20 protein-coding genes are annotated in these 24,735 nt (G+C 71.1%); 3 read left to right on the forward strand and 17 right to left on the reverse strand.

Features of this window, described 5'->3' with window-relative positions:
- Positions 1-29: 29 nt before the first annotated feature.
- From serA to ACWIF2_RS24955, 6 genes are all read right to left on the reverse strand, one after another.
- Positions 30-1,619: a phosphoglycerate dehydrogenase gene (serA, locus tag ACWIF2_RS24930; protein WP_454362864.1), complete on the reverse strand. Its 1,590-nt coding sequence runs from the start codon at positions 1,617-1,619 to the stop codon at positions 30-32.
- A gap of 220 nt (positions 1,620-1,839) precedes the next feature.
- On the reverse strand, positions 1,840-2,838 hold the full coding sequence (ilvC, locus tag ACWIF2_RS24935; RefSeq protein ID WP_454362865.1) for a ketol-acid reductoisomerase: 999 nt from the start codon (positions 2,836-2,838) through the stop codon (positions 1,840-1,842).
- Between the two features lie 121 nt (positions 2,839-2,959).
- On the reverse strand, positions 2,960-3,484 hold the full coding sequence (gene ilvN, locus ACWIF2_RS24940) for an acetolactate synthase small subunit (RefSeq protein ID WP_010048631.1): 525 nt from the start codon (positions 3,482-3,484) through the stop codon (positions 2,960-2,962).
- 22 nt (positions 3,485-3,506) lie between these two features.
- Positions 3,507-5,357, reverse strand: coding sequence for an acetolactate synthase large subunit (locus ACWIF2_RS24945; RefSeq protein ID WP_454362866.1), 1,851 nt, complete (start codon positions 5,355-5,357; stop codon positions 3,507-3,509).
- Between the two features lie 225 nt (positions 5,358-5,582).
- Positions 5,583-8,597 carry a putative bifunctional diguanylate cyclase/phosphodiesterase gene (locus ACWIF2_RS24950; protein ID WP_454362867.1) on the reverse strand — a complete coding sequence of 1,005 codons (3,015 nt, stop codon included), beginning with the start codon at positions 8,595-8,597 and terminating at the stop codon, positions 5,583-5,585.
- Positions 8,598-8,940: 343 nt separating this feature from the next.
- Positions 8,941-9,891 carry a 2-hydroxyacid dehydrogenase gene (locus tag ACWIF2_RS24955; RefSeq protein ID WP_454362868.1) on the reverse strand — a complete coding sequence of 317 codons (951 nt, stop codon included), beginning with the start codon at positions 9,889-9,891 and terminating at the stop codon, positions 8,941-8,943.
- A gap of 77 nt (positions 9,892-9,968) precedes the next feature.
- Between ACWIF2_RS24955 and ACWIF2_RS24960 the strand changes: the two genes are divergently transcribed.
- Both ACWIF2_RS24960 and ACWIF2_RS24965 read left to right on the forward strand, forming a co-directional pair.
- Positions 9,969-10,967, forward strand: a complete 999-nt coding sequence (locus ACWIF2_RS24960; RefSeq protein ID WP_454362869.1) for an aldo/keto reductase — start codon at positions 9,969-9,971, stop codon at positions 10,965-10,967.
- Between the two features lie 132 nt (positions 10,968-11,099).
- Complete coding sequence (locus ACWIF2_RS24965; RefSeq protein WP_454362870.1) at positions 11,100-12,272, forward strand: PQQ-dependent sugar dehydrogenase; 1,173 nt, start codon at positions 11,100-11,102, stop codon at positions 12,270-12,272.
- A gap of 15 nt (positions 12,273-12,287) precedes the next feature.
- Here ACWIF2_RS24965 and ACWIF2_RS24970 read toward each other — a convergent pair whose 3' ends face one another.
- From ACWIF2_RS24970 to ACWIF2_RS25000, 7 genes are all read right to left on the reverse strand, one after another.
- Positions 12,288-12,470, reverse strand: a complete 183-nt coding sequence (locus tag ACWIF2_RS24970) for a DUF6191 domain-containing protein (RefSeq protein ID WP_454362871.1) — start codon at positions 12,468-12,470, stop codon at positions 12,288-12,290.
- Positions 12,471-12,519: 49 nt separating this feature from the next.
- Entirely contained in the window at positions 12,520-15,564 is a 3,045-nt protein-coding gene (locus ACWIF2_RS24975) for a helix-turn-helix transcriptional regulator (RefSeq protein ID WP_454362872.1), read from the reverse strand.
- A gap of 137 nt (positions 15,565-15,701) precedes the next feature.
- Positions 15,702-15,887: a hypothetical protein gene (locus ACWIF2_RS24980; protein WP_454362873.1), complete on the reverse strand. Its 186-nt coding sequence runs from the start codon at positions 15,885-15,887 to the stop codon at positions 15,702-15,704.
- 196 nt (positions 15,888-16,083) lie between these two features.
- Positions 16,084-16,647 (reverse strand): hypothetical protein, encoded by a 564-nt coding sequence (locus ACWIF2_RS24985; protein ID WP_454362874.1) that lies wholly within the window; start codon positions 16,645-16,647, stop codon positions 16,084-16,086.
- Positions 16,648-16,682: 35 nt separating this feature from the next.
- Entirely contained in the window at positions 16,683-17,255 is a 573-nt protein-coding gene (locus ACWIF2_RS24990) for a GNAT family N-acetyltransferase (protein ID WP_454362875.1), read from the reverse strand.
- Entirely contained in the window at positions 17,233-19,479 is a 2,247-nt protein-coding gene (locus ACWIF2_RS24995; protein WP_454362876.1) for an MMPL family transporter, read from the reverse strand. The genes ACWIF2_RS24990 and ACWIF2_RS24995 overlap by 23 nt, the downstream gene beginning before the upstream one ends.
- A 158-nt stretch (positions 19,480-19,637) precedes the next feature.
- Complete coding sequence (locus tag ACWIF2_RS25000; RefSeq protein WP_454362877.1) at positions 19,638-20,090, reverse strand: hypothetical protein; 453 nt, start codon at positions 20,088-20,090, stop codon at positions 19,638-19,640.
- A gap of 191 nt (positions 20,091-20,281) precedes the next feature.
- On the opposite strand from ACWIF2_RS25000, the gene ACWIF2_RS25005 reads away from it, so the two are divergent.
- Positions 20,282-21,085, forward strand: a complete 804-nt coding sequence (locus ACWIF2_RS25005; RefSeq protein ID WP_454362878.1) for a methyltransferase domain-containing protein — start codon at positions 20,282-20,284, stop codon at positions 21,083-21,085.
- Positions 21,086-21,154: 69 nt separating this feature from the next.
- Here the strand turns inward: ACWIF2_RS25005 and gatB are convergent, their stop codons facing one another.
- Genes gatB through gatC form a run of 4 tightly spaced genes read right to left on the reverse strand, consistent with a single transcriptional unit; the run spans position 21,155 to position 24,716 of the window.
- Positions 21,155-22,669, reverse strand: coding sequence for an Asp-tRNA(Asn)/Glu-tRNA(Gln) amidotransferase subunit GatB (gatB, locus tag ACWIF2_RS25010; protein ID WP_454362879.1), 1,515 nt, complete (start codon positions 22,667-22,669; stop codon positions 21,155-21,157).
- A 15-nt stretch (positions 22,670-22,684) separates the two neighbouring features.
- Entirely contained in the window at positions 22,685-22,924 is a 240-nt protein-coding gene (locus ACWIF2_RS25015) for a hypothetical protein (RefSeq protein ID WP_215118383.1), read from the reverse strand.
- Positions 22,921-24,414, reverse strand: coding sequence for an Asp-tRNA(Asn)/Glu-tRNA(Gln) amidotransferase subunit GatA (gene gatA, locus ACWIF2_RS25020; RefSeq protein ID WP_454362880.1), 1,494 nt, complete (start codon positions 24,412-24,414; stop codon positions 22,921-22,923). Before gatA ends, ACWIF2_RS25015 begins: the two co-directional genes overlap by 4 nt.
- A gap of 5 nt (positions 24,415-24,419) precedes the next feature.
- Positions 24,420-24,716 carry an Asp-tRNA(Asn)/Glu-tRNA(Gln) amidotransferase subunit GatC gene (gatC, locus tag ACWIF2_RS25025; RefSeq protein ID WP_007384860.1) on the reverse strand — a complete coding sequence of 99 codons (297 nt, stop codon included), beginning with the start codon at positions 24,714-24,716 and terminating at the stop codon, positions 24,420-24,422.
- Positions 24,717-24,735 lie beyond the last annotated feature (19 nt).

A 24,735-nucleotide genomic window follows, 5' to 3' on the forward strand; every position in this document is an offset into this window, starting at 1 on the left:
AATCAGACAGTCACTCGTCTGATCGAAGGTCAGAAAAAGTTAACGGAGCGCGCGGAGGTCGCACCGATCTCCGCCGCCACCTCGGCCAGCACCCCGGAGGTCACCGTGTCGTCCACGGTCAGCACCGCCAGCGCCTCGCCGCCGGCCACGGCCCGCGACACCTGCATGCCGGCGATGTTGATGCCCGCCTCACCGAGGATGCGGCCCACCGTGCCGACGACACCCGGCCGGTCCTCGTACCGCAGCACGACCATGTGCTCGGCGAGCGCGAGGTCGACGTCGTACTCCCCGACCGCGACGATCTTCTGGAGGTGCTTCGGGCCGGCCAGCGTGCCGGAGACCGACACCTCCTCGCCGTCGGCGAGGGTGCCGCGCACGGTGACGACATTGCGGTGCTCGGACGCCTCGGAGCTGGTGGTCAGGCGCACCTCGACACCGCGCTCCTGCGCGAACAGCGGGGCGTTCACATAGGACACCGTCTCGTCGACGACGTCCTCGAAGACACCCTTGAGGGCGGACAGCTCCAGCACCTTCACATCGTGCTGGGTGATCTCGCCGTACACCTCGACGTCGAGGCGGACCGCGACCTCACCGGCGAGCGCGGTGAAGATCCGGCCGAGACGCTCGGCGAGCGGCAGGCCCGGCTTGACGTCCTCGGCGATGACACCGCCCTGCACGTTCACCGCGTCCGGCACGAGCTCACCGGCGAGGGCGAGGCGCACCGAGCGGGCGACGGCGATACCGGCCTTCTCCTGCGCCTCGTCGGTGGAGGCACCGAGGTGCGGGGTGGCGACGACCTGGTCGAACTCGAAGAGCGGCGAGTCGGTGCAGGGCTCCTTGGCGTACACGTCGAGACCGGCACCGGCGACCCGGCCCTCCTTGAGGGCGGAGTACAGCGCCTCCTCGTCGACGATCCCGCCGCGCGCGGCGTTGACGATGCGCACGCTCGGCTTGACCTTGCGCAGCGCCTCGTCGCCGATCAGACCGAGGGTCTCGGGCGTCTTGGGGAGGTGGACGGTGATGAAGTCGGAGACCTCGAGCAGCTCGTCCAGCGACAGGACCTTGACGCCCATCTGCGCGGCGCGGGCCGGCTGCACATAGGGGTCGTAGGCGACGACCTTCATGCCGAAGGCCGACATGCGCTGCGCGACCAGCGCGCCGATGCGGCCGAGACCGACGACACCGAGGGTCTTCTCGGCCAGCTCGACGCCCGTGTACTTGCTGCGCTTCCACTCGCCGTTCTTCAGAGCGGCGTTGGCCTGCGGGATGTTACGGGCGGTGGCCACGAGCAGCCCGCAGGCCAGCTCGGCGGCGGTCACGATGTTCGAGGTGGGGGCGTTGACGACCATCACGCCGGCCTTGGTGGCGGCGGAGACGTCCACGTTGTCCAGGCCGACGCCGGCTCGTGCGACGACCTTGAGCTTGTTCGCGGCTGCGATCGCCTCGGCGTCGACCTTGGTGGCCGAACGGACCAGGATCGCGTCGACATCGGCGATGGCCGGGAGCAGCTCGGCCCGGTCCCCGCCGTTGCAATGCCGGATCTCGAAGTCCGGGCCAAGCGCGTCGACGGTGGCGGGCGACAGCTCTTCAGCGATGAGTACGACGGGTTTCGAGCTCACGTGAGTCCTCACAAGTCCAATGCTGCGGACGGCCGTCCCGACGGCCGCAGGCGGTGGAGGGATGCTTGCCGCGTGGAAGACGCACGACGCTGTGGGCCTGACGCGTATATATGCAGCAGTGTAGTGGTGGTGCGGAGGGCGCCTCCCGCCTGAGCGGAAGGATCACCCGGACGAGAAAGGGGCCGGCCGTGGCAGCGGTGCCGCGGCCGGCCCCAGGGGCTCACGCCTCCTCGTCGACCCAGCTCATGAGCTTGCGCAGCTCCTTGCCGGTGGTCTCCAGCAGGTGCTCGGAGTCCTGGGTCTTGTACTCGTTGTACTTCTTCAGACCGCCGTGGTACTCGTCCATCCACTGCTGGGCGAAGGTGCCGTCCTGGATCTCGGCGAGGACCTTCTTCATCTCGGCCTTGGTGGCGTCGGTGATGATGCGCGGGCCGGTGACGTAGTCGCCCCACTCGGCGGTCTCGGAGATCGACCAGCGCATCTTCTCCAGGCCGCCCTCGTACATGAGGTCGACGATCAGCTTCAGCTCGTGCAGGCACTCGAAGTAGGCGATCTCCGGCTGGTAGCCGGCCTCGGTCAGGGTCTCGAAGCCCGCCTTGACCAGCGCGGCCGTACCACCGCAGAGGACGGCCTGCTCGCCGAAGAGGTCGGTCTCGGTCTCCTCGGTGAAGGTCGTCTTGATGACGCCGGCCCGGGTGCCGCCGATGCCCTTGGCGTACGACAGGGCCAGCGCGAAGCCGTTGCCCGTGGCGTCCTGCTCGACGGCGGCGATGCACGGAACGCCGCGGCCCTCCTCGTACTGGCGGCGGACCAGGTGGCCCGGGCCCTTGGGGGCGACCATGCAGACGTCGACGCCGGCCGGGGGCTTGATGAAGCCGAAGCGGATGTTCAGGCCGTGGCCGAAGAACAGCGCGTCGCCGTCGTTCAGGTTGTCCTTGATGTGGTCCTCGTAGACCTGGGCCTGGATCGGGTCCGGGACGAGGATCATGATGACGTCGGCCTCGGCGGCGGCCTCCGACGGGCTCACCACGCGCAGGCCCTGCTCCTCGGCCTTGGCCTTGGACTTGGAGCCCTCGTGCAGACCGACGCGGACGTCGACACCCGAGTCACGGAGCGACAGCGCGTGGGCGTGGCCCTGGCTGCCGTACCCGATGACCGCGACCTTGCGGCCCTGGATGATGGACAGGTCGGCGTCGGCGTCGTAGAACAGCTCGGCCACTTTGGGTTCTCTCCTCGGGAGTGCAGGTGTTGCGTCCCACCGTATGACGGGGGGCGGAAGGGAAGTCTGAGGGTCTCGGAATACGGGCGGCCGACGGCGCGCCGACCGCCCGCTTCAGGTCTTACGCCGACCGGTCCAGGGCGCGCAGCGACCGGTCCGTGATGGAACGGGCGCCACGGCCGATCGCGATCGTGCCGGACTGGACCAGCTCCTTGATGCCGTACGGCTCCAGCATCTTGAGCATGGCGGACAGCTTCTCGCCGGACCCGGTGGCCTCGATGGTGACGGCCTCCGGGGAGACGTCGACGGTCTTGGCGCGGAACAGCTGGACGATCTCGACGATCTGGGAGCGCGTCTCGTTGTCGGCGCGCACCTTCACCAGGACGAGTTCGCGCTGCACCGCCTGCGAGGGCTCCAGCTCGACGATCTTCAGCACGTTGACGAGCTTGTTGAGCTGCTTGGTCACCTGCTCCAGCGGCAGGTCCTCCACGCCGACGACGATGGTGATGCGGGAGATGTCGGGGTGCTCGGTGACACCGACGGCGAGCGAGTCGATGTTGAAGCCGCGGCGGGAGAACAGGGCGGCGATCCGGGCGAGGATGCCGGGCGTGTTCTCCACCAGGACGGAGAGCGTGTGCTTGGACATGATCTGGCTTCCTTTACGGCTCTCAGTCGTCTTCGTTGTCGCCGAAGTCGGGGCGGACGTCCCGGGCGGCCATGATCTCGTCGTTGGAGGTGCCGGCGGCGACCATCGGCCAGACCATCGCGTCCTCGTGGACGATGAAGTCGATGACGACCGGGCGGTCGTTGATCGAGTTCGCCTCCTCGATGACCTTGTCGAGGTCGTCCGGGGACTCGCAGCGGATGGCATAGCAGCCCATGGCCTCCGACAGCTTCACGAAGTCGGGGACGCGGGTGCCGCGGGCGTCCGGGTTGACGTCCTCCGGGCCGGAGTGCAGGACGGTGTTGGAGTACCGCTGGTTGTAGAAGAGGGTCTGCCACTGGCGGACCATCCCGAGGGCGCCGTTGTTGATGACGGCGACCTTGATCGGGATGTTGTTCAGGGCGCAGGTGGTGAGCTCCTGGTTGGTCATCTGGAAGCAGCCGTCGCCGTCGATGGCCCAGACGGCCCGCTCGGGTGCGCCGGCCTTGGCTCCCATGGCGGCCGGGACGGCGTAGCCCATGGTTCCGGCGCCGCCGGAGTTCAGCCAGGTGCCCGGCTTGTCGTACTCGATGAAGTGGGCGGCCCACATCTGGTGCTGGCCGACGCCCGCCGCGAAGATCGTGCCCTCGGGCGCGAGCTGTCCGATGCGCTGGATGACCTGCTGCGGGGAGAGCGAGCCGTCGTCGGGCTGGTCGTAGCCGAGCGGGTAGGTGTCGCGCCAGCGGCTCAGGTCCTTCCACCAGGCGCTGTAATCGCCCTGTTGGCCTTCGCTGTGCTCCTTCTGGACGGCCTGGATCAGGTCGGCGATGACCTCGCGGGCGTCACCGACGATCGGCACGTCGGCGGCGCGGTTCTTGCCGATCTCGGCCGGGTCGATGTCCGCGTGGACGATCTTGGCGAAGGGGGCGAAGCTGTCCAGCTTGCCGGTGACGCGGTCGTCGAAGCGGGCGCCGAGGGCGACGATCAGATCGGCCTTCTGCAGACCGGTGACGGCGGCCACGGAGCCGTGCATGCCGGGCATGCCCAGGTGCTGCGGGTGGTCGTCGGGGAACGCGCCGAGCGCCATCAGGGTGGTGGTGACGGGCGCGCCGGTGAGCTCGGCGAGGACCTTCAGCTCGGCGGTGGCCTTGGCCTTGAGCACGCCGCCGCCGACGTAGAGCACGGGCCGCTTCGCCTGGGTGATCAGCTTGGCGGCCTCGCGGATCTGCTTGGCGTGCGGCTTGGTCACCGGGCGGTAGCCGGGCAGGTCCATGGCGGGCGGCCAGGAGAAGGTGGTCTTCGCCTGGAGGGCGTCCTTGGCGATGTCGACCAGGACCGGGCCCGGGCGGCCGGTCGAGGCGATGTGGAAGGCCTGGGCGATGATCCGCGGGATGTCCTCGGCCTTGGTGACGAGGAAGTTGTGCTTGGTGATCGGCATGGTGATGCCGACGATGTCCGCCTCCTGGAAGGCGTCGGTGCCGATCGCCTTGGACGCCACCTGGCCGGTGATCGCGACCAGCGGCACGGAGTCCATGTGCGCGTCGGCGATCGGGGTGACCAGGTTGGTCGCGCCGGGGCCTGAAGTGGCCATGCAGACGCCGACCTTGCCGGTGGCCTGCGCGTAGCCGGTGGCGGCGTGGCCGGCGCCCTGCTCGTGCCGGACCAGGACGTGGCGCACCCTGGTGGAGTCCATCAGCGGGTCGTAGGCGGGGAGGATCGCCCCGCCGGGAATGCCGAATACCGTGTCGGCGCCGACCTCCTCGAGAGAGCGGATGAGGGACTGCGCGCCCGTCACCTGCTCGGGGGCGGAGTGTCCTCCGGATCGGGGCCGGGGCTGCGGGTGATGGGCCCCGGTGGCCTGCTCGGTCATCGGCATTCTCTTCTCAGATGCTGAGGGTTTTTTGCGAGGTTTGTGCGGTTTTCATCTGCTGCACGTAAGGCGCCTGTGCAACAAAAAACCCCTCGTGCCATAAGGCAAGCGAGGGGAGCGCGCCGGGTGGAGTCGCTGAGCGGTCGAGGCTCAGCGTCAGCCGACGCGCTTTCCAAGTACGAGAATTCGGGTGCGCATGGCACAGACCCTCCCCCCGGCGCACACTCACTGTCAAGTGGGTGGGACGGGAGTCTCATTATGTGAGCGTAGGGCCGTACCGCCTCCGATGACGGCGGACACTCCCGAGCTGTACACCCGCGGGGCACCGCCCGCGAACGCCGGCTCGGCAGATCCGTTCGGCACCGGATAGTGACCGCCGGCCAGGGCCCGGCGCAGTCGGTACTCGTCGAGCGGTCCGGAGAACGCCATGCCCTGCCCGTGTGTGCAGCCCATCGCGCGCAGGGCGACGACCTGCTCGGGCAGGTCCACCCCCTCGGCCACGGACTTCAGCCCGAGATCGGTGGCGATGCGCAGCAGCCCACTGGTGATCTTGTACAAGCGGGCGGACTCGACGACACCCTCGACCAGAGCGCGGTCGAGTTTCAGGATGTCGACGGGGAGCCGCCTGAGGGCCGTGATCGCCGCGCAGTCGCCGCCGAACCCGTCGAGGGCGATCCGTACGCCGACCCGCCGCAGGGCGCCGAGACGCCGCTCCAGCTCGTCCGGCGAGACCGTCGGGCCGGCGTCGGACAGCTCGATGATCAGCGACCCGGAAGGCAGCCCGTGCCGCGTGAGCAGTGCCTCGATCGAGCCGAGCGGCATCGACCGGTCCAGCAGCCGGCGGGCGCTCATCCGGACGACGACCGGCACGGACAGCCCGGTCGCCTGCCGCTCGGCGGCCTGCTCGACGGCCTCCTCGATCATCCACCGGCCCAGCTCGGCGGTCTTGTCGCTGTCCTCGGCCACGCGCAGGAACTCCGCCGGGGTGAAGAGCACCCCCTGCGAGGAGCGCCAGCGCGCCTGCGCGGACACCGACGTGATCCGGCCGTCCTCGAGGCAGACCACCGGCTGGTGCAGCAGGGCGAACTCGCCGTCGTGCAGCGCGGCCCGCAGACGCGTGGCCAGCTCCGCCTTGCGGACGACGTCCTGCTGCATCTGCGGCTTGTACAGCTCCACGCGGCCCTTGCCCCCGGCCTTGGCGCGGTACATGGCCAGGTCGGCGTTGCGCAGCAGCTCGCCCGCGCCGAGGCCCGCATCCGCGAAGGCGACGCCGATGGAGGCGTTGACACGGACATCGTTGCCGTCGATGAGGTACGGCTGGGAGAGCGTCGTCCTGAGGCGGTCGGCGAGTTCCACTATGTGCCGTTCCCGGGCGGCCCGGTCGCGGGTGTTGTCCCCGACGATCAGGGCCGCGAACTCGTCGCCGCCCAGCCGGGAGGCGGTGTCGCCCTGCCGGACGGAGTCCTGGAGTCTGCGGGCGGCCTGGACGAGCAGCTCGTCCCCCGCCTGGTGCCCGATCGTGTCGTTGACGGCCTTGAAGCCGTCGAGGTCGATGAACAGCACGGCCGTGTTCCGCAGGGCCAGGCCCCGGTCGGAGGCCCGGCGGCCCGAGAGCGCGTGCTGGACGCGCTTGGTGAACAGGGCGCGGTTGGGCAGGTCCGTGAGCGGGTCGTGCTCGGCGTTGTGCTGCAACTGGGCCTGGAGCCGGACCCTTTCGGTCACGTCCCTGCTGTTGAAGATGAGCCCGCCCTGGTGGCGGTTGACGGTCGACTCGACGTTGAGCCAGCCTCCGTCGCCCGAGCGGAATCGGCACTCGATGCGCGTAGTGGCTTCCTCGACCGGGTTGGCGGCGAGGAACCTGCGCGCCTCGTGCACGACGCAGCCCAGGTCCTCCGGGTGGATGAGACTGGCCAGTTCCGTACCCACCAGGTCCTCCGCCGAGCGACCGTACACACCGGCGGCGGCCGGGGAGACGTACCGGAGGACACCGCTGGGCGCGGCGATCATGATCACGTCGCTGGAGCCCTGCACCAGGGAGCGGAAGTGGTTCTCCTTCTGCGCCAGTTCCTGGGTGAGGGTGATGTTGTCGAGCAGCATGATGCCCTGGCGCACGACGAGCGCGAGCACGACCGTGCCACCGGTCAGCAGGACCACGCGGTCGACGCTGCGGCCGTTGAGGACGTTGTAGAGGATCCCCAGGGTGCACACGGCGGCCGCGAGATACGGCGTGAGGGCGGCGAGGGAGCCGGAGATGGGCCGGGCGGCCGGATAGCGGCCGAGTTCGCCTCCGGGCGTGGGCGGCTGGTGGTGCGGGCCGCCGCGCTGCCCGGGCACGTGCTCGTGCACCACGCGCGTGTGCCCCGCCGTGCTCTGCCGGTCCGGGCCGTGCCGGTCGGTGTCCTGCGTGCGGGGCGCGGCCCACGGGGCGTACGCCAGGAGCAGCGAGCCGGCGAACCAGCCCGCGTCGAGCAGCTGGCCGGAGCGGTAGTCGTGGTGCATCAGCGGCGAGGTGAACAGCGCGTCGCACATCACGGTCAGCGCGAGCGCGCCGATGGCGGTGTTGACCGCGGAGCGGTTCCCCGCGGACCGCCTGAAGTGCAGCGCGAGGACCATGCTGACCAGCGCGATGTCGAGCAGTGGGTAGGCCAGCGACAGCGCGGTGTGCGCCACGCCCGGCCCTTCCGACTTCGCGGCCTGGGCGAGGGCGAGGCTCCACGCCAGGGTGAGCAGCGAGCCGCCGATCAGCCAGGCGTCCAGCCCGAGACAGACCCAGCCGGCCTTGGACACCGGCCGCTTGGCGAGCACGAGCAGCCCGACGATGGCGGGCGGCGCGAAGCACAGGAAGAACAGGTCGGCGTAGCTGGGGCTGGGCACGGGCAGTCCCAGGACCACCTCGTACCACCCCCAGACCAGGTTGCCGAGAGCCGCCATGGCGGAGGAGAGGCCGAACAGCAGCCAGGCGGGTCGAAAGCGGGTGCGGCGGTTGCGGGCGTAGAGGAAGCACGAGACGGAGGCGGTGGCCGCCGCGGCGCTCAGCCCGAAGTCGCCCATGATGAGGGCCACTTGGTACGAGCCCCAGCCGAGCGCGGAACCGACGGCGTACGCCGCGCAGACCAGGGCGAGGACGAGCTGGAGGGCCAGGCCCGGCCGATGGCCGCGGGCCGGCGTGCGGGGCAGCAGCACCCCCGGTGACGGAGGCTGTGCCCGCAGCGCTCCGTCCAGCATCGGGGTCGGCGGCGCGCTCACCGGACCCTCCCGGCCCGTACCGCTTGATGGTGTTCACTGTGGTGGGTGTGGTGGCCGCCGTGATCGGCGTGCGGACCGCGTCGATACGCGGCCGTCCGCCAGGGTCGCCGCCGGCCGCCCCGTCCCGTCGGATCGCTCGTCCATAGGCCGTGCATCGCCTGTCGCCCCCCTCACAGTCCGAAAGGTCCGTCCCCGGCGCCGAAAGTCCCCCGGCGCTGCCCCTGTCGGGACGATACACCAGTCTCGTCACTCAGGGACATAGGTTCTCTACGCTCCGTGACGATCAACAGATATATGAGTACCCACCGCACCCGAAGGATTGCGGACGGTACCCGAGGTCGGTTCAGCCTGTTGATGCACCCGTCGTAAGGATCACGTTGCGGAGCGGCTCCCGGTTCACATAACGGTTCAACTGGTCCACCAGGAGCCGCTTGGCGCGCGGAAGGAACGCGGAGGTGGGTCCGCCGACGTGGGGGCTGATGAGTACCCCCGGCGCACGCCACAAGCGGTGTTCGCGCGGCAGGGGCTCGGGGTCGGTGACGTCGAGGGCGGCGGTGATGCGGCCGGTCTCCACCTCGGCGAGCAGGGCCTTGGTGTCGACGACGGGGCCGCGGGCCACGTTGACCAGGAGCGCGCCGTCCTTCATATGGGACAGGAACTCGGCCCCGGCGAGGCCACGGGTGGTTTCGGTGAGCGGCGTGGCCAGGATGACGATGTCCGCTTCCGGGAGCAGGGAGGCGAGTTCGGTGAGCGGATGCACCGGACCGCGCGCCGTGGTGCGCTCGGAGCGCGCGACGCGCGCCACCCGCGCCACCTCGAACGGAACGAGCCGGTCCTCGATGGCCGCGCCGATCGAGCCGTATCCCACGATGAGGACGCTCTTGTCGGCGAGGGCGGGCCGGTACCCGGCGAGCCACTCCCCCCGGTCCTGCGCGCGGACGAAGTCGGGGATCCCGCGCAGTGAGGCCAGGATCAGGGCGAGGGTGAGCTCTCCGGTGCTGGCCTCGTGCACCCCGCGCGCGTTGCACAGCCGCACGCCCGGACGCAGGTGCCGCAGCCCGGGCTGCACGTGGTCGATCCCGGCCGAGAGGGTCTGCACGACCTCTACGTGGCTCATCTCCGGCATCGGGCGCACGCACAGCGGGCTGGGCTTCATGTAGGGGACGACGTAGAAGGCGCAGTCCGCCGGGTCCGCGGGGAACTCGTCCCCGCCGTTCCAGTAGCGGTAACCGGGACCCTCGGGGAGCCCCTCGATCTCGTCCGGCGGGATGGGCAGCCACACGTCAGCAGTCATGCCCTGGAGGCTATGTCAGGAGCGTGCGACGGCAGAGGTTAGGTTGGGGTGGCCGGAACAGGGAGGGTCACGACCAGGTGGAGCGCAGGACGATCGGCGCGGCGGCGCTCGCGGTGGGGGCCGTCGGACTCGGGTGCATGCCGATGAGCTGGGCCTACAGCACCTCACGGCAGCGTGGCGACGAGTCGCTCAGGGCGGTGCACCGGGCGCTCGACCTGGGCGCGTCCCTGCTGGACACGGCCGACATGTACGGCCCCTTCACCAACGAACTGCTGGTGGGGCGGGCGTTGAAGGAGCGCCGGTCCGACGCGTTCGTGTCGACCAAGGTCGGTCTGCTCGTGGGCGACCAGCACATCGTCGCCAACGGCCGCCCGGGCTATGTGAAACGTGCCTGCGACGCCTCGCTGCGGCGCCTCCAGACGGACGTCATAGACCTCTACCAGCTGCACCGGGCCGACCCGGAGGTGCCCGTCGAGGAGACGTGGGGCGCGATGGCGGAGCTCGTCCAGGCCGGGAAGGTGCGGGCGCTCGGCCTGTGTGCGGTCGGCGCGCGGGCCGGCCGTCGCGGCGGGGCCCGGCCGCACGACGCGACGATACGGCAGCTGGAGCGGGTGCAGCAGGTCTTCCCGGTGAGCGCGGTGGAGGCGGAACTGTCGGTGTGGTCGCCCGAGGCGCTGGAGACCCTGCTGCCGTGGTGCCAGACGCGGGGCGTCGGCTTCCTCGCCGCGATGCCGCTCGGCAACGGCTATCTGACCGGCAGGCTGCGGACCGGCGCGGGTTTCGAGGCGGACGACCTGCGCGCCCGGCACCCCCGTTTCACGGGGGAGATGATGGCCGCGAACCAGCCGATCGTCGCGGGCCTGCGCCGCGTGGCCCGCCGCCACGGCGAACACGTCACCCCCGCCCAGGTCGCCCTCGCCTGGATACTCGCCCAGGGCCCGCACGTGGTCCCGGTACCGGGCACGAAGCAGGAGCGCTGGGTCACCGAGAACGCGGCCGCGACGACCCTGCGCCTGACGCCGGACAATCTGCGGGAAGTGGCGGAGCTGCCCCGGGCCCAGGGGTCGTGGGACTGAGCCGGACCCGGCCCCGGCGGCTAGGTCACAAACCCGCCCAGGCCCCCTGTTCTCGGTTCGGGGTTCGGCGATCGGGAACTTGTGAGGCGCTTGCGGTGTATGACAGGGAGAACCCGCCGCGTCGAAGGGACCATGATCGTGCAACGTCGAGCCGTCCCGGCCGTGTTGGCCGCCGCCGCGCTCCTGCTGACGGCCGGCTGCTCCTCCGACGGCGGAGGATCGTCCGGCTCGGACGAGGGCGCCTCCCCCGGCCGTACGACACCGCAGTCCTCCGCGCCGCCGGGGAAGGCCGGCGAGGAGACACCTCCCGCCAAGGGCTCGGTCGAGGTGGTGCGCACCGTCGCCGAGGGCCTGGACTCCCCCTGGGGCCTCGCTCCCCTGCCGGGCGGCGGCCTGCTCGTCTCCTCCCGGGACGACGGGACGATCGTCCGGGTCGACGACAAGACCGGGAAGAAGACCGAGCTGGGCGAGGTGCCGGGCGTCTCGGCCGCCGGCGAGGGCGGACTGCTGGGCATCGCCCTGTCTCCCGACTACGCCTCGGACCACATGGTCTACGCGTACTTCACCTCGGCCTCGGACAACCGCATCGTCCGCATGCTGTACGACGAGAAGAAGCCCTCCGGTGAGCAGCTGGGCGCTCCCGACACGGTCTTCAAGGGCATCCCCAAGGGCTTCATCCACAACGGCGGCCGGATCGAGTTCGGCCCGGACAAGATGCTCTACGTCGGCACGGGCGAGAGCGGCGACACCGGCCTGTCCCAGGACAAGGACTCCGTGGGCGGCAAGATCCTGCGTCTGACCCCGGAGGGCGAGCCCGCGCCGGGCAACCCGTTCTCCGGCTCGCCGGTGTACTCGTACGGCCACCGCAATGTGCAGGGCCTCGCCTGGGACACCAAGCAGCGGCTCTTCGCCTCGGAGTTCGGCCAGGACACCTGGGACGAGCTCAACGCGATCAAGCCGGGCGACAACTACGGCTGGCCGGAGGCCGAGGGCAGGTCGGGCGACGGGGACTTCCACAACCCGATCGACCAGTGGACCACGGCCGAGGCGTCCCCCAGCGGCATCGCCTACGCCGAGGGGTCGGTCTGGATGGCGGGCCTGCGCGGCAAGCGGCTGTGGCGCGTCCCGCTGAACGGCACGGAGGCCTCGGCCGAGCCGCAGGCCTTCCTGGACGGCGAGTACGGCCGGCTGCGCACGGTGGTCCCGGCGGGCGGCGACCGGTTGTGGCTCGTGACCAGCAACACGGACGGCCGGGGCAGCCCGAAGGACGGGGACGACCGGATCCTGGAGCTGCGGGTGAAGTAGCCCCCGTGCCCCCGCTCACTCCTCGGTGTTCTCCGGCTCCCGCTGCGGGCGTACGACGACCTTCCCGGACGACAGGTCTATCGGGCCGCGTCCGGGATCGCCGTCCCCCGTGTCCTCGCGGGTCAGTTCCAGGCGGTTCTGCTCGTCACGGGTGTGTTTGCGGCCGGGCGAGAACAGTTCCTCGAACACGTTGAACACGGATCCTCCCTGAACCGCGACACCCCCGACGTCCCTTACAGCGTATGCCTCAGCCCGCCGGACCGGGCAGGACCGATTCCGCCGGAAACAGCCCCAGCCGGTGCGCCACCGCCGCCGCCTCGCCGCGCCCGGAGACGCCGAGCTTCGCCAGGATGTTGGAGACGTGGACGCTCGCGGTCTTCGGGGAGATGAACAGCTCCTCGGCTATCCGGCGGTTGGTGTGGCCGACGGCGACCAGGCGCAGCACGTCCCTCTCCCGGCTGGTGAGGCCGAGGGCCTGGGCGGGGTCGGCGGGGGCGAGGGCCGGTTCCGAGGCGGGCGTGAGCGGGAGGCGGGCGCGCTGGGAGAGCGCGGCGGCGGAGTCGGCCAGGGGCCCGGCGGCGAGGTGACTGGCGACGGCGTGGGCGAGGCGCAGCAGCTCCGTGGCGCGGTCGCGCTCGTCCTCGCCGCCGGCCGCCAGCAGGGCCTCGGCCAGGCGGTACCGGACGCGGGCGAGGTCGTAGGGCCGTTGAAGGGGTTCGAAGGCGGTGACCACCCGCGACCAGGTCTCCGGGGTGGCCCGGCCCTCGGCGCGCTGGAGTTCGGCGCGGACCCACTGCTCGTGGGCGAGCCAGACCGGGGCGTTGGTGGTGAGGCGCTTGGCGGACCTGAAGATGCCTTCCAGGGCCTGGGCGCGGCCGTCCCGGGCGGCGGGCAGGGACCGGGCCTCGGCCTCCGCGGTGGCCGCTTCGAGCAGCAGCGGCCAGGCGTAGCGCTGGGTGCCGGGCGGGAAACCGGACTCCATGGTGCGGGCCAGTTCGGCGCGGGCGTCGGACAGGCGGCCCTCGGCGACGGCGAGGGCGATGGTGAGGCAGGAGACCGGGAGGTCGTGCTGCGGCATGGGGTCGAGCGGGCCGTAGGCGGCGCGGCCCTCGGCCAGGTGGCGGGCGGCCTCGGGGAGCCGGCCGCGGGCGAGCGCGAGGAACGCCAGGCTGTTGGCGCCGGAGCCGTGCGGCCCGGCCGTCTGGCCGCGCCGCTGGGCGTTGCCGGCGGCTTCGACGGCCTCGTCCCAGCGGCCCAGCGAGATGAGCGACTCCGCGAGGTTGCTCCAGATCCAGGCCTCGGCGACCCGCAGGCCCATCGCCCCGGTGAGCCGCAGGCCCTCGCGCAGGATGTCGACGGACTCCTCGGAACGGCCGACGCCTTCGAGGACGGAGGGCAGGTTCACATGGCTGCGGCCCACGATCGACGCGAGGCTCCGGGCGACCACCTCGTCCCTGACCTCGTACATGTGCGTGAGCCCGGCCTCGATCTGCCCGGCGTCGACCATGAGGCCGCCGAGGGTGAGCCGGGCGTTGGCCTCGATGTCCTCGGCGCTCACCATGCGCGCGTACTCGACGGCCCGCTCGGCGGCCGTCAGTGCCTCCGGGCCGGGTTCGTGGAGCATCGACCAGTGGGCGGCCGTGGCGAACACCTCGGCGTGCACCTCGGACGGCGGCAGGCCCCGGACCAGCTCCTGCGCGGTGGCGATCTCCTGCCGGCCGTCGCCGCGGGCGAGGCTCTGCACCAGCCGGGAGCGCTGGATCCAGAACCAGGCGGCGCGCAGCGGGTCGTCCTCGTCGTCCAGCAGGCGCAGCGCCCGCTTGGTGATCTTCAGGGCGCGTTCGCGCTCCCCGCAGAGCCGTCCGGCCACGGCGGCCTCGGCCAGCAGGTCGAGGTGGCGCAGCGGGGTGGTGGAGGGGTCGCAGCCGCAGGGAGGGTAGACCTCGGCGTAGTCGACGGGGCGGAGGGTGCGGCGTACGGCGTCGGGGGCTGCGTCCCACAGCTCCATGGCCCGTTCCAGCAGCCGCAGTTGCTCGGCGTAGGCGTGGCGGTGTCGGGCCTCCACGGCGGCGTCGAGGACGGCGGGCAGGGCCTTGGCGGGGTCGTGGGCGTGGTACCAGTAGCTGGCCAGGCGGGCCGGGCGCTGGTCGGCCGGGACGAGGGTCGGGTCGGTCTCCAGGGCTTCGGCGTAGCGGCGGTTGAGGCGGGAGCGTTCGCCGGGGAGCAGGTCGTCGCTGACGGCCTCGCGGACCAGGGAGTGGCGGAAGCGGTAGCCGTCGCCGCCGGGTGCGGGGGCGAGGATGCTGGCGTTCACGGCGGCCCGCAGCGCCTCGATGAGGTCGTCCTCGACGAGCCGGGCGACGGCGGCCAGCAGCCGGTACTCGACGGTGGAGCCGCCCTCGGCGACGATCCGGGCGACCTGCTGGGCGGACTCCGGCAGCCCTTCCACACGGACGAGCAGCAGGTCGCGCAGGGAGTCGGTCAGGCCCGTGCGGCAGCCCTCGTGGCCGGCGACGGCGAGTTCCTCGACGAAGAAGGCGTTGCCGTCGGAGCGTTCGAAGATCGCGTCGATCCGGTCCGGGTCGGGTTCGGTGGCGAGGATGCCGGCGACCTGGCGGCACACCTCCTCGCGGCTGAAGCGGGCGAGTTCGACGCGGCGGACGGTGCGGAGCCGGTCGAGTTCGGCGAGCAGGGGCCTGAGCGGGTGGCGGCGGTGGATGTCGTCGGAGCGGTAGGTGGCGAGGACGACGAGGCGGCCGGTGCGCAGGGTGCGGAAGAGATAGGCGAGCAGGTGGCGGGTGGAGGCGTCGGCCCAGTGCAGGTCCTCCAAGGCGAGGACGACCGTGTGATCGGCGGCGATGCGCTCCAGCAGGCGTGCGGTGAGCTCGAAGAGGCGGGCCATGCCGTCCTCGTCGTGCCGCCCGGTGCCCGACTCGCCCAGCTCGGGCAGCAGCCGGGCCAGCTCCTCCTCCTGTCCGGCGGCCGCGGCGGCCAGCTCGCCGGGGAGTTCGCGGCGCAGGGCGCGCAGCGCGGTGGAGAACGGCGCGAAGGGCAGTCCGTCGGCGCCGATCTCCACACAGCCGCCCAGTGCGACGACCGCGCCCCGGCGGCGGGCGGCGGCGGCGAACTCCTCGACCAGGCGGGTCTTGCCGACTCCGGCCTCCCCGCCGATGAGCAGGGCCTGCGGCTCGCCCTCGCGAGAGCGGGCGAGCGCGTCGTGCAGTGTGCCCAACTCCCCGGCACGGCCGACGAACACGGGGCTGAAGGACCTGGTCTCCACGGCCCCGAGCATCGCATGCGCGTCCGACAGCGCGGCACCGGTTTTCCCACGGACGGCCGGAGCACCGGCCGGCGTCCCCGTGCGAACGGCGGGATCACCGGCCGCCACGCCGGTGTGAACGGCCGCGGCGGCCGGAGCCGCCCCGCCGTTCACGCGGCCCGGGCGGACCTGGTCCGGCGGAAGCCCCGGATATGGCTTTCGTGCTCGGCGGAGTTCTCGGCCGCTTGACGGCGCGCGGCGCGGCGGGCCCGGGTGGCCTCGCGGACCAGGCGTTCGTGGTCGGCCCGGCGGATGAGTTCGGCGGTGCGCAACTGCTGGAGCTCGTACTCGTACATGCTGTGTCCTTGGTGAGAGGCCGGTCACGGAGTGTTTCTCCGTGATGGCTCCACTCTCGTCTCCCAGGCGGGCCGGCCACATCGGGAGAGTTCCGCATCTTCGGCGGCGGTCGGGGCCTTAGACACGGCTGAGGGGCCCCAGGGGCTCCGTAAGGTGCTTACGGAACTCCTAAGACCCCTCAGGACCTGCGGTGACTCAGCCTGCGGACGGCAGTCCGAGCAGGATGCCGGTGTACTTGAGGACGGCCAGGAACAGGCCGATGACGCCGAGCGCGACACCCGCCCAGGCGACGGACTTGATCCAGGGGGCCTGGATCCTGCCGGGCGTGCCGAACGCGGGCCTGGCCAGCGTCACGACGCCGACGACCAGCGCGATGGCGGCGAACAGGCCGCCCCACAGCGCTGTGGCCTGCCAGGCGTCGCCGTAGACCGCCTGGATCTGCTGGGCCACGCCCGCCCCCTGTGCGGTCTCCAGCTGACCGACCAGGTTCTGGCGCGCCGCGGCGATCGTGCCGACCCAGCTGCCGGTGAGCGAGACGACGCCCAGCGCGGCGGAGACCACGGCGGCGGCACCCTGGCCGATGCCGGAGGGGGCCTCCTCCTTGGTCTCGACGACCTCGGTCTCGGCAACCTCTGTCTCGACGACCTCCGCCTCGGCCGGGGCCTCGGTCGTGGTCGCCTCGTCGGACTCGGTGGTGTCCACCGCCTTCTCGGTCGTGGCCTCGGTGGCCTTGGTCTCGTCCACTGCGTTCGTTGCCATGTCTCGCACCGTAAAGTCGCTGTCTGAGAAGTCTCTTAATGATCGTTGTGAGCGGCACGCGCGCGTGCGGCGCGCCACTCGGGCGCCAGCACCGACCAGACTTCGAGATCGTGCCGTACGCCACGATAGGGGTGCGCCTCGCGTCGCACACCGTCGCGGGTCATGCCGAGGCGCTTGGCCACGTTCAGACTCGGCCGGTTTCCCGACGCGGCGACCCACTCGATCCGGTGAATGCCGCGTTCCTCGACCGCCCAGTCGATGAGGACGCGCATCGCCCGGGTGACCAGGCCGCGCCCCGTCCCGGCGGGCTCCAGCCAGCAGCCGACCTCGCAGTTGCCGGTCGCCGCGTCGAAGTTCAGGAACAGCACGCCGCCCACCAGCTTGCCCTCCAGCCACAGGCCGTGCAGGGACCCCGTGTCGGCGGCGCGCATGTCGGCGTACAGCTGGAGCTTCGCCCGGGCCGAGGCCGGGTCCGTCTCGGTCGTCCCGAACGGGATGTACTGCCCGATGAACTCCCGCCCTCGCTCCAGGTGTGCCAGGAACTCCTCGGCGTGCCAGGGCTCAAGGGGTTTCAGCTGGGCGTCGTCACCCAGGGATATCGCGTACATCCCGCTGCCGCTCCTCCTCCGCCAGGACGTCCGCCATCTCGGCGTCCGTCGCGGCGGCCAGCCTCTCATGGGCGGCCCGGGCCTCGGGCGGTTCGATGCTGATCCGCGGCAGGCGCTTGTCGAGCCAGCGGGGCAGCCACCAGTTGGCGCCGCCGAGCATGTGCATCAGGGCGGGGACGAGGAGCGTGCGCAGGACGAAGGCGTCCAGGGCGACGGCGGCGGCCAAGGCGATGCCGAACATGGCGATCACGCGGTCGCCGCTGAGGACGAAGGCGAGGAAGACGGAGATCATGATGACCGCCGCCGAGTTGATCACCCGGCTGGTCTCGGCGAGGCCGACGCGCACGGCACGCCGGTTGTCGCCGGTCTCCAGCCACTCCTCGTACATGCGGCTGACCAGGAACACCTGGTAGTCCATGGAGAGGCCGAAGAGCACCGACACCATGATCACCGGCAGGAAGGGCTCGATGGGGCCCGCGCTGCCGAGGCCGAGCAGTTCGCTGCCCCAGCCCCACTGGAACATCGCGACCACCACCCCGAAGGCGGAGGCCACGGCGGCGACGTTCATCGCGGCGGCCTTCAGCGGGATGCCGACGGACCTGAAGGCGAGCAGGAGCAGCAGACAGCCGAGGCCTATGACGACCCCGACGAAGACGGGCAGCTTGGAGACGATGACGTCGGCGAAGTCGTCGTAGCCGGCCGTCATGCCGCCGACGTGCACATCGAGCGAGGTGCCCGTCTCGGCACGCGGCAGCACCTCGCCGCGCAGCCGGTCGACGAGGTCGCTGGTCTGCTTCGACTGCGGCGAGGACTCCGGTACGACGGTCAGGTACGCGGTGTGGCCGCCGGAGTCGAAGGTCACCGGGGTGACCGAGGCGACGCCGTCGGTGGCACGGAGGGTGCCGTCGAGGTTGTCCAGGGCGAGCTTGTCGTCGGCTCCGTCGACGTTCGTGACGAGGGTGAGCGGGCCGTTCACACCGGGCCCGAAGCCGTCGGCGAGCAGGTCGTAGGCCTGGCGGGTGGTGGCCGCCTTGGGGTCGTTGCCCTGGTCGGAGGTGCCCAGGTGCAGGGAGAACGTGGGCAGCGCGAGGACGGCCATGACGACCAGGGCGACCGCGCCGAGCACCTTGGGGTGGCGCTCCACGAACGCCGACCAGCGGGCGGCGAAGCCGGTCGGCAGCTCGGGTTCGGGCCCGTGCTCGGCCAGGCGGCGGCGTTCACGGCGGCTGAGCGCGCGCATGCCGATGAAGGACAGCAGAGCGGGCAGCAGCGTCACGGAGGCCGCGACGGTGAGGACCACGGTCAGGCTGGCCGCGATGGCGACACCGTTGAGGAAACTCAGCCGCAGGATCAGCATGCCGAGCAGGGCGATGCAAACGGTGGCACCCGCGAAGACCACCGCCCGTCCCGTGGTCGCGACGGCGTTCGTGGCCGCCTCGGGGACCGACAGCCCGCGTTTCAGCCCGCGCCGGTGGCGCGTCACGATGAACAGCGCGTAGTCGATGCCGACGCCGAGCCCGATCAGCATGCCGAGCATGGGCGCGAAGTCGGCGACGGTCATGGCGTGCCCGAGCAGCACGATCCCCGCGTAGGCGGTGCCCACGCCGACCAGTGCGGTGGCGATGGGCAGCAGGGAGGCGGCGAGCGAACCGAAGGCGAGGAACAGCACGACCGCGGCGACGACCACGCCGACGATCTCGGCGAGGTGCCCGCCGGAGGACTGGGTGAGCGCGACGGCACTGCCGCCCAGCTCCACCTGGAGCCCGTCGGTCTCCGCCGCCTTCGCGGTGTCGACGACGGCCTTGGCCTCGCCCTGGTCGATGTCCTCGGCCCGGTCGTCGAAGGTGACCGTGGCGTACGCCGTACGCGCGTCCTCGCTGATGCGGCCCGTGCCCGGCCCGTCGTAGGGGCTGGTCACGGAGGCCACGCCGGGCAGGTTCTCGACCCGGTCGAGGGTGCGGGTCATGGTCTGCTCGACGTCGGCGGCTCGGACGGTGCCGGACGTGGTGTGCCAGACGATGGTGTCGCTGTCTCCGCCGAGCTGCGGGAAGCCCTCGTGCAGCAGCTCGGTGGCGCGGCCCGACTCGGTGCCGGGGACCTGGTAGTCGTTCGAGTACGCGGAGCCGGCGACGGCGGCGCCCGCGGCCACTCCCGCGCAGGCGAGGAGCCACAGCAGAACGGTGACCAGACGGCGTTGGACACACCAGCGTGCTAGGGCTGCCACGAATCGTGCTCCCAGAGTGACTTTTTGTGGATCTTTGGCCGGGAGCAGTCGTCCATGACCTGAACATCCAGCAAAGAACGCATGAGCAATGCGGAGCCACTCTTACAGGCGCACGAGATCGTTTGTCGCTTTCGTGGGCTTATTCACAACGGCAGTGATCAATCGAACTGGTCCCCCAGGGCCATCACCATCGCCCCCGCGATCAGCAGCCACAGCGCCCGCCGGGTGCGTCCCCGGGAGCCCAGCACGGCGGCGCCGGCGCACACGAGCGCGCCGCAGGCGTACGCCGCCGGGACGAACGCCGGGGCGGGGCGGGTGAGGCGGAGCAGCGCGGCGGCCAGTCCCGCGAGGGTCAGCAGGGCACCGGTCCCGGCGGCGGTCCATCGGGCCCGCCGCGCGTCGTCGTCCTCGTCGTCCTCGTCGTCATCGTCATCGTCATCGTCATCGTCATCGTCATCATCCGGATCGTCGTCGTCCGGATCGTCCGCGTCGTCGTCCGGCTCGTCGTCCGGCTCCTCGTCCTGGTCGGCTTCCTGGTCGGCTTCCTGAACGGGGGCCGCCTCCGAGTCCGCTATCTCTGCGTCGGTGTCGGAATCAGCGCGTCCACTCATGGCCGAGACGGTAGCGCGTCGTGAACGAAAACCGGGTGCGGGGTCATACGGCCCCCTGTTAGCGTCCGCCGGTCCGAGGAATCGCCCGCGGCAGCCCGCCGCCCGGCCGAAGCAGGTGCATTGTTTGACGGTCCGACCGAGCTCCTACGCATCCCCTTTCCTCCTCAAGGACTCAAGGAGCCCGTTCACCGATGTCGGACATCACTTCCCGGACCTCGAACGACCCCCTCGCTGACCGCACCGCCCACCCCGGCTACCCGCGCAGCAACCGCTACGACGCCCGCTGGACCATCGACAACCAGATGGGCCCGCACGCGCTCTGGCTGCTGGAGTGGCTGGCCCCGGCCCTGGGGCTCGACACCCTGAGCCCCGGCTCGCGCGTGCTCGACCTGGGCTGCGGACGTGCCATGACGTCGATCTTCCTCGCCAAGGAGTACGACGTGTCGGTCACCGCCGCCGACCTGTGGGTCAAGCCGAGCGAGAACGCCCAGCGCATCGCCGAGGCGGGCGTGGCCGACCGTGTCCTGCCCGTGCTCGCCGAGGCGCACGACCTGCCGTTCGGCGAGGGCAGCTTCGACGCGATCGTCTCCGTCGACGCCTACCAGTACTTCGGCACGAACGACCTGTACCTGCCCGAGCTGACGCGGCTGCTGAAGCCCGGCGGGCGGATCGGTGTCGTCGTACCGGCGCTGCGCGAGGAGATCGACGGCGTCGAGCCGCCGGAGCACCTCAAGCCCTTCTGGGAGCCAGACTTCTGGTGCTTCCATACGGCCGCCTGGTGGCGGCGCCACTGGACCCGCAGCGGGGCCGTGGAGGTCGAGACGGCCGACTGGCTCGAGGACGGCTGGCGCGACTGGCTGCGCTGGTGCGAGGTCGTCGCCGACGAGCACACGGACGAGTGGCACATCCGGATGGCCGGCCGGTGCGCCGAGATGCTGCGCCTCGACCAGGGCGGCACGCTGGGCTTCGTCCGGGTCGTGGGACGCCGCCTGTAGAACACATGAGCACATGAGCAGGGGGGATGCACCGGGTCCGGTGCATCCCCCCTGTCGGGTCCGCGGGGGTCAGCCCTCGCTGACGCCCAGCTTCTCCAGGATCAGCTCCTTGACGCGTGCCGCGTCGGCCTGGCCCCGGGTCGCCTTCATGACCGCGCCGACCAGGGCGCCGGCCGCGGCCACCTTGCCGCCGCGGATCTTGTCCGCGACGCCCGGGTTGCCGGCGATGGCCTCGTCGACGGCCGTGCCCAGCGCGCCCTCGTCGGAGACGACCTTCAGACCGCGCTTGTCGACGACCTCGTCCGGGGTGCCTTCGCCCGCGAGGACGCCCTCGATGACCTGCCGGGCCAGCTTGTCGTTCAGGTCGCCCTTCGAGACCAGCTCGGAGACGCGGGCGACCTGGACCGGCGTGATGGCCAGCTCGTCGAGCGCCTTGCCCGACTCGTTGGCGCTGCGGGCCAGCTCGCCCATCCACCACTTGCGGGCGGAGGCGGCGTCGGCCCCGGCCTCGATGGTGGCGACGATGGGCTCCAGCGCGCCGGCGTTGAGGATCGCCTGCATGTCGACGGCCGAGATGCCCCACTCCGCGAGGAGGCGGGTGCGGCGGGCCAGCGGCATCTCGGGAAGCGCCACCCGGATCTCCTCGACCCACTCGCGCGAGGGGGCCACCGGCACCAGGTCCGGCTCGGGGAAGTACCGGTAGTCCTCGGCCTCCTCCTTCACACGGCCCGAGGTCGTCGACCCCGTGTCCTCGTGGAAGTGCCGGGTCTCCTGGATGATCGTGCCGCCGGAGGAGAGCACGGCCGCGTGCCGCTGGATCTCGAAGCGGGCCGCGCGCTCCACGGACCGCAGCGAGTTGACGTTCTTCGTCTCCGAGCGCGTGCCGAACTTCTCGGTGCCGTTCGGGCGCAGCGACAGGTTCACGTCGCAGCGCATCTGGCCCATCTCCATACGGGCCTCAGAGACGCCGAGCGCCTTGATGACCTCGCGCAGCTCACGGACGTACGCCTTGGCGACCTCGGGAGCACGCTCCCCCGCGCCCTCGATCGGCTTGGTGACGATCTCGATGAGCGGGATGCCGGCGCGGTTGTAGTCGAGCAGGGAGTGGGACGCGCCGTGGATACGGCCGGTGGCGCCGCCGACGTGCGTCGACTTGCCGGTGTCCTCCTCCATGTGGGCGCGCTCGATCTGCACGCGGAAGGTCTCGCCGTCCTCCAGCTGTACGTCGAGGTAGCCGTTGAAGGCGATCGGCTCGTCGTACTGGGAGGTCTGGAAGTTCTTCGGCATGTCCGGATAGAAGTAGTTCTTCCGGGCGAAGCGGCACCATTCGGCGATCTCGCAGTTCAGCGCGAGGCCGATCTTGATCGCGGACTCGACGCCGGTCGCGTTGACGACCGGCAGCGCGCCGGGCAGGCCGAGGCAGACGGGACAGGTCTGCGTGTTGGCGTCCTGGCCGAGCGCGGTCGAACAGCCGCAGAACATCTTGGTCTTGGTGCCGAGTTCGACATGGACCTCGAGGCCCATGACGGGGTCGTACGACGCGAGTGCTTCCTCGTACGACACCAGGTCGGTCGTGGTGGTCACGGTGAAACTTCCCTCTCAGCCCAGCAGGACGTCGTCGTCGCCCAGCCGCTTCAGCTCGCGGTAGAGGATGGCGAGGCCGGTGACGATGGCGACGGCGGACACGGTGGCGTCGATCAGGACCAGCGTGTCCTGCTCGGCGCGGGCCTTCTTCAGCCGCTTGGCGACGCCGATCGCGCCGAACGCGGTCCCGGCCATGGACAGGTACGTGCCGGACTTGGACTTCTTGAAGCCCTTGGCCTTGGTCAGTGCACTCACAGCGACGGAGCCTCCTCGATCAGCGGATGGCCCCACTTTTCCACGAAGGCGGCCTCGACGGCGGCTCCCACCTTGTAAAGGCGGTCGTCCTTCATGACCGGGGCGATGATCTGCAGGCCGACCGGGAGGTTGTCCTCCGGGGCGAGACCGCACGGCAGCGACATGGCCGCGTTGCCCGCCAGGTTGGTCGGGATGGTGCACAGGTCGGCGAGGTACATCGCCATCGGGTCGTCGGCGCGCTCGCCGATCGCGAAGGCGGTGGTCGGGGTCGTCGGCGAGACGATGACGTCGACCTGCTCGAACGCCTTGTCGAAGTCCTGCTTGATCAGCGTGCGGACCTTCTGGGCGCTGCCGTAGTAGGCGTCGTAGTAGCCGCTCGACAGGGCGTACGTGCCGAGCATGATGCGGCGCTTCACCTCGGGGCCGAAGCCCGCCTCACGGGTGAGGGAGGTGACCTCCTCGGCGGAGTGCGAGCCGTCGTCGCCGGTCCGCAGGCCGTAGCGCAGGCCGTCGAAGCGGGCGAGGTTGGAGGAGCACTCGGACGGCGCGATCAGGTAGTACGCCGAGAGCGCGAGGTCGAAGGACGGGCAGTCCAGCTCGACGATCTCGGCGCCCAGCTCCTTCAGCAGCGCGACGGACTCGTCGAACCGCTGGATGACACCGGCCTGGTAGCCCTCGCCGCGGAACTGCTTGACGACGCCGACGCGCATGCCCTCGACGCTGCCGTTGCGGGCGGCCTCGACGACCGCCGGGACGGGCTCGTCGATGGAGGTCGAGTCGAGCGGGTCGTGCCCGGCGATGACCTCGTGCAGCAGGGCCGCGTCCAGGACCGTGCGGGCGCAGGGGCCGCCCTGGTCGAGGGAGGACGAGAAGGCGACCATGCCGTAGCGGGACACCGCGCCGTACGTCGGCTTCACGCCGACCGTGCCGGTGACGGCGGCGGGCTGACGGATGGAACCGCCGGTGTCCGTGCCGATGGCGAGCGGGGCCTGGAAGGAGGCGAGCGCGGCGGACGAACCGCCACCGGAGCCGCCGGGGATCTTGGTGAGGTCCCAGGGGTTGCCGGTCGGGCCGTACGCGCTGTTCTCGGTGGAGGACCCCATGGCGAACTCGTCCATGTTGGTCTTGCCGAGGATGACGACGTCGGCGGCCTTCAGCCGCTGGGTGAGCGTCGCGTCGTACGGCGGGATCCAGCCCTCGAGGATCTTCGAGCCGACCGTGGTCGGGATGCCCTCGGTGGTGAAGATGTCCTTGAGCGCCAGGGGAACGCCGGCCAGCGGACCGAGCTTCTCCCCCTTGGCGCGCTTCTCGTCGACGGCACGGGCCTGGGCGAGGGCGCCCTCGCGGTCGACGTGCAGGAAGGCGTGCACCTTCTCGTCGACGGCCTCGATGCGAGCGAGGTGGGCCTCGGTGACCTGGACGGCCGTGAGCTCGCCGGAGGCGATCTTCGAGGCGGTCTCGGCGGCCGTGAGCTTGATGATGTCCGTCATGGCTTCTAGTCCTCCCCCAGGATCTGCGGCACCTTGAAACGCTGCTGCTCCTGGGCCGGGGCGCCGGAGAGCGCCTGCTCGGGGGTGAGCGACGGACGGACCTCGTCCGCCCGCATGACGTTCGTCAGCGGGAGCGGGTGCGAGGTCGGCGGTACGTCTTGGTCGGCGACCTCACTGACGCGTGCGACCGCGCCGATGATGTCGTCCAGCTGTCCCGCGAAGTGCTCGAGCTCTTCGGGCTTCAGCTCCAGACGCGCCAGCCGGGCGAGGTGGGCGACCTCCTCGCGCGTGATGCCAGGCATGCAGCGATCCTCTGGGGTG

The sequence above is a fragment of the Streptomyces sp. NPDC055506 genome, assembly GCF_053643595.1.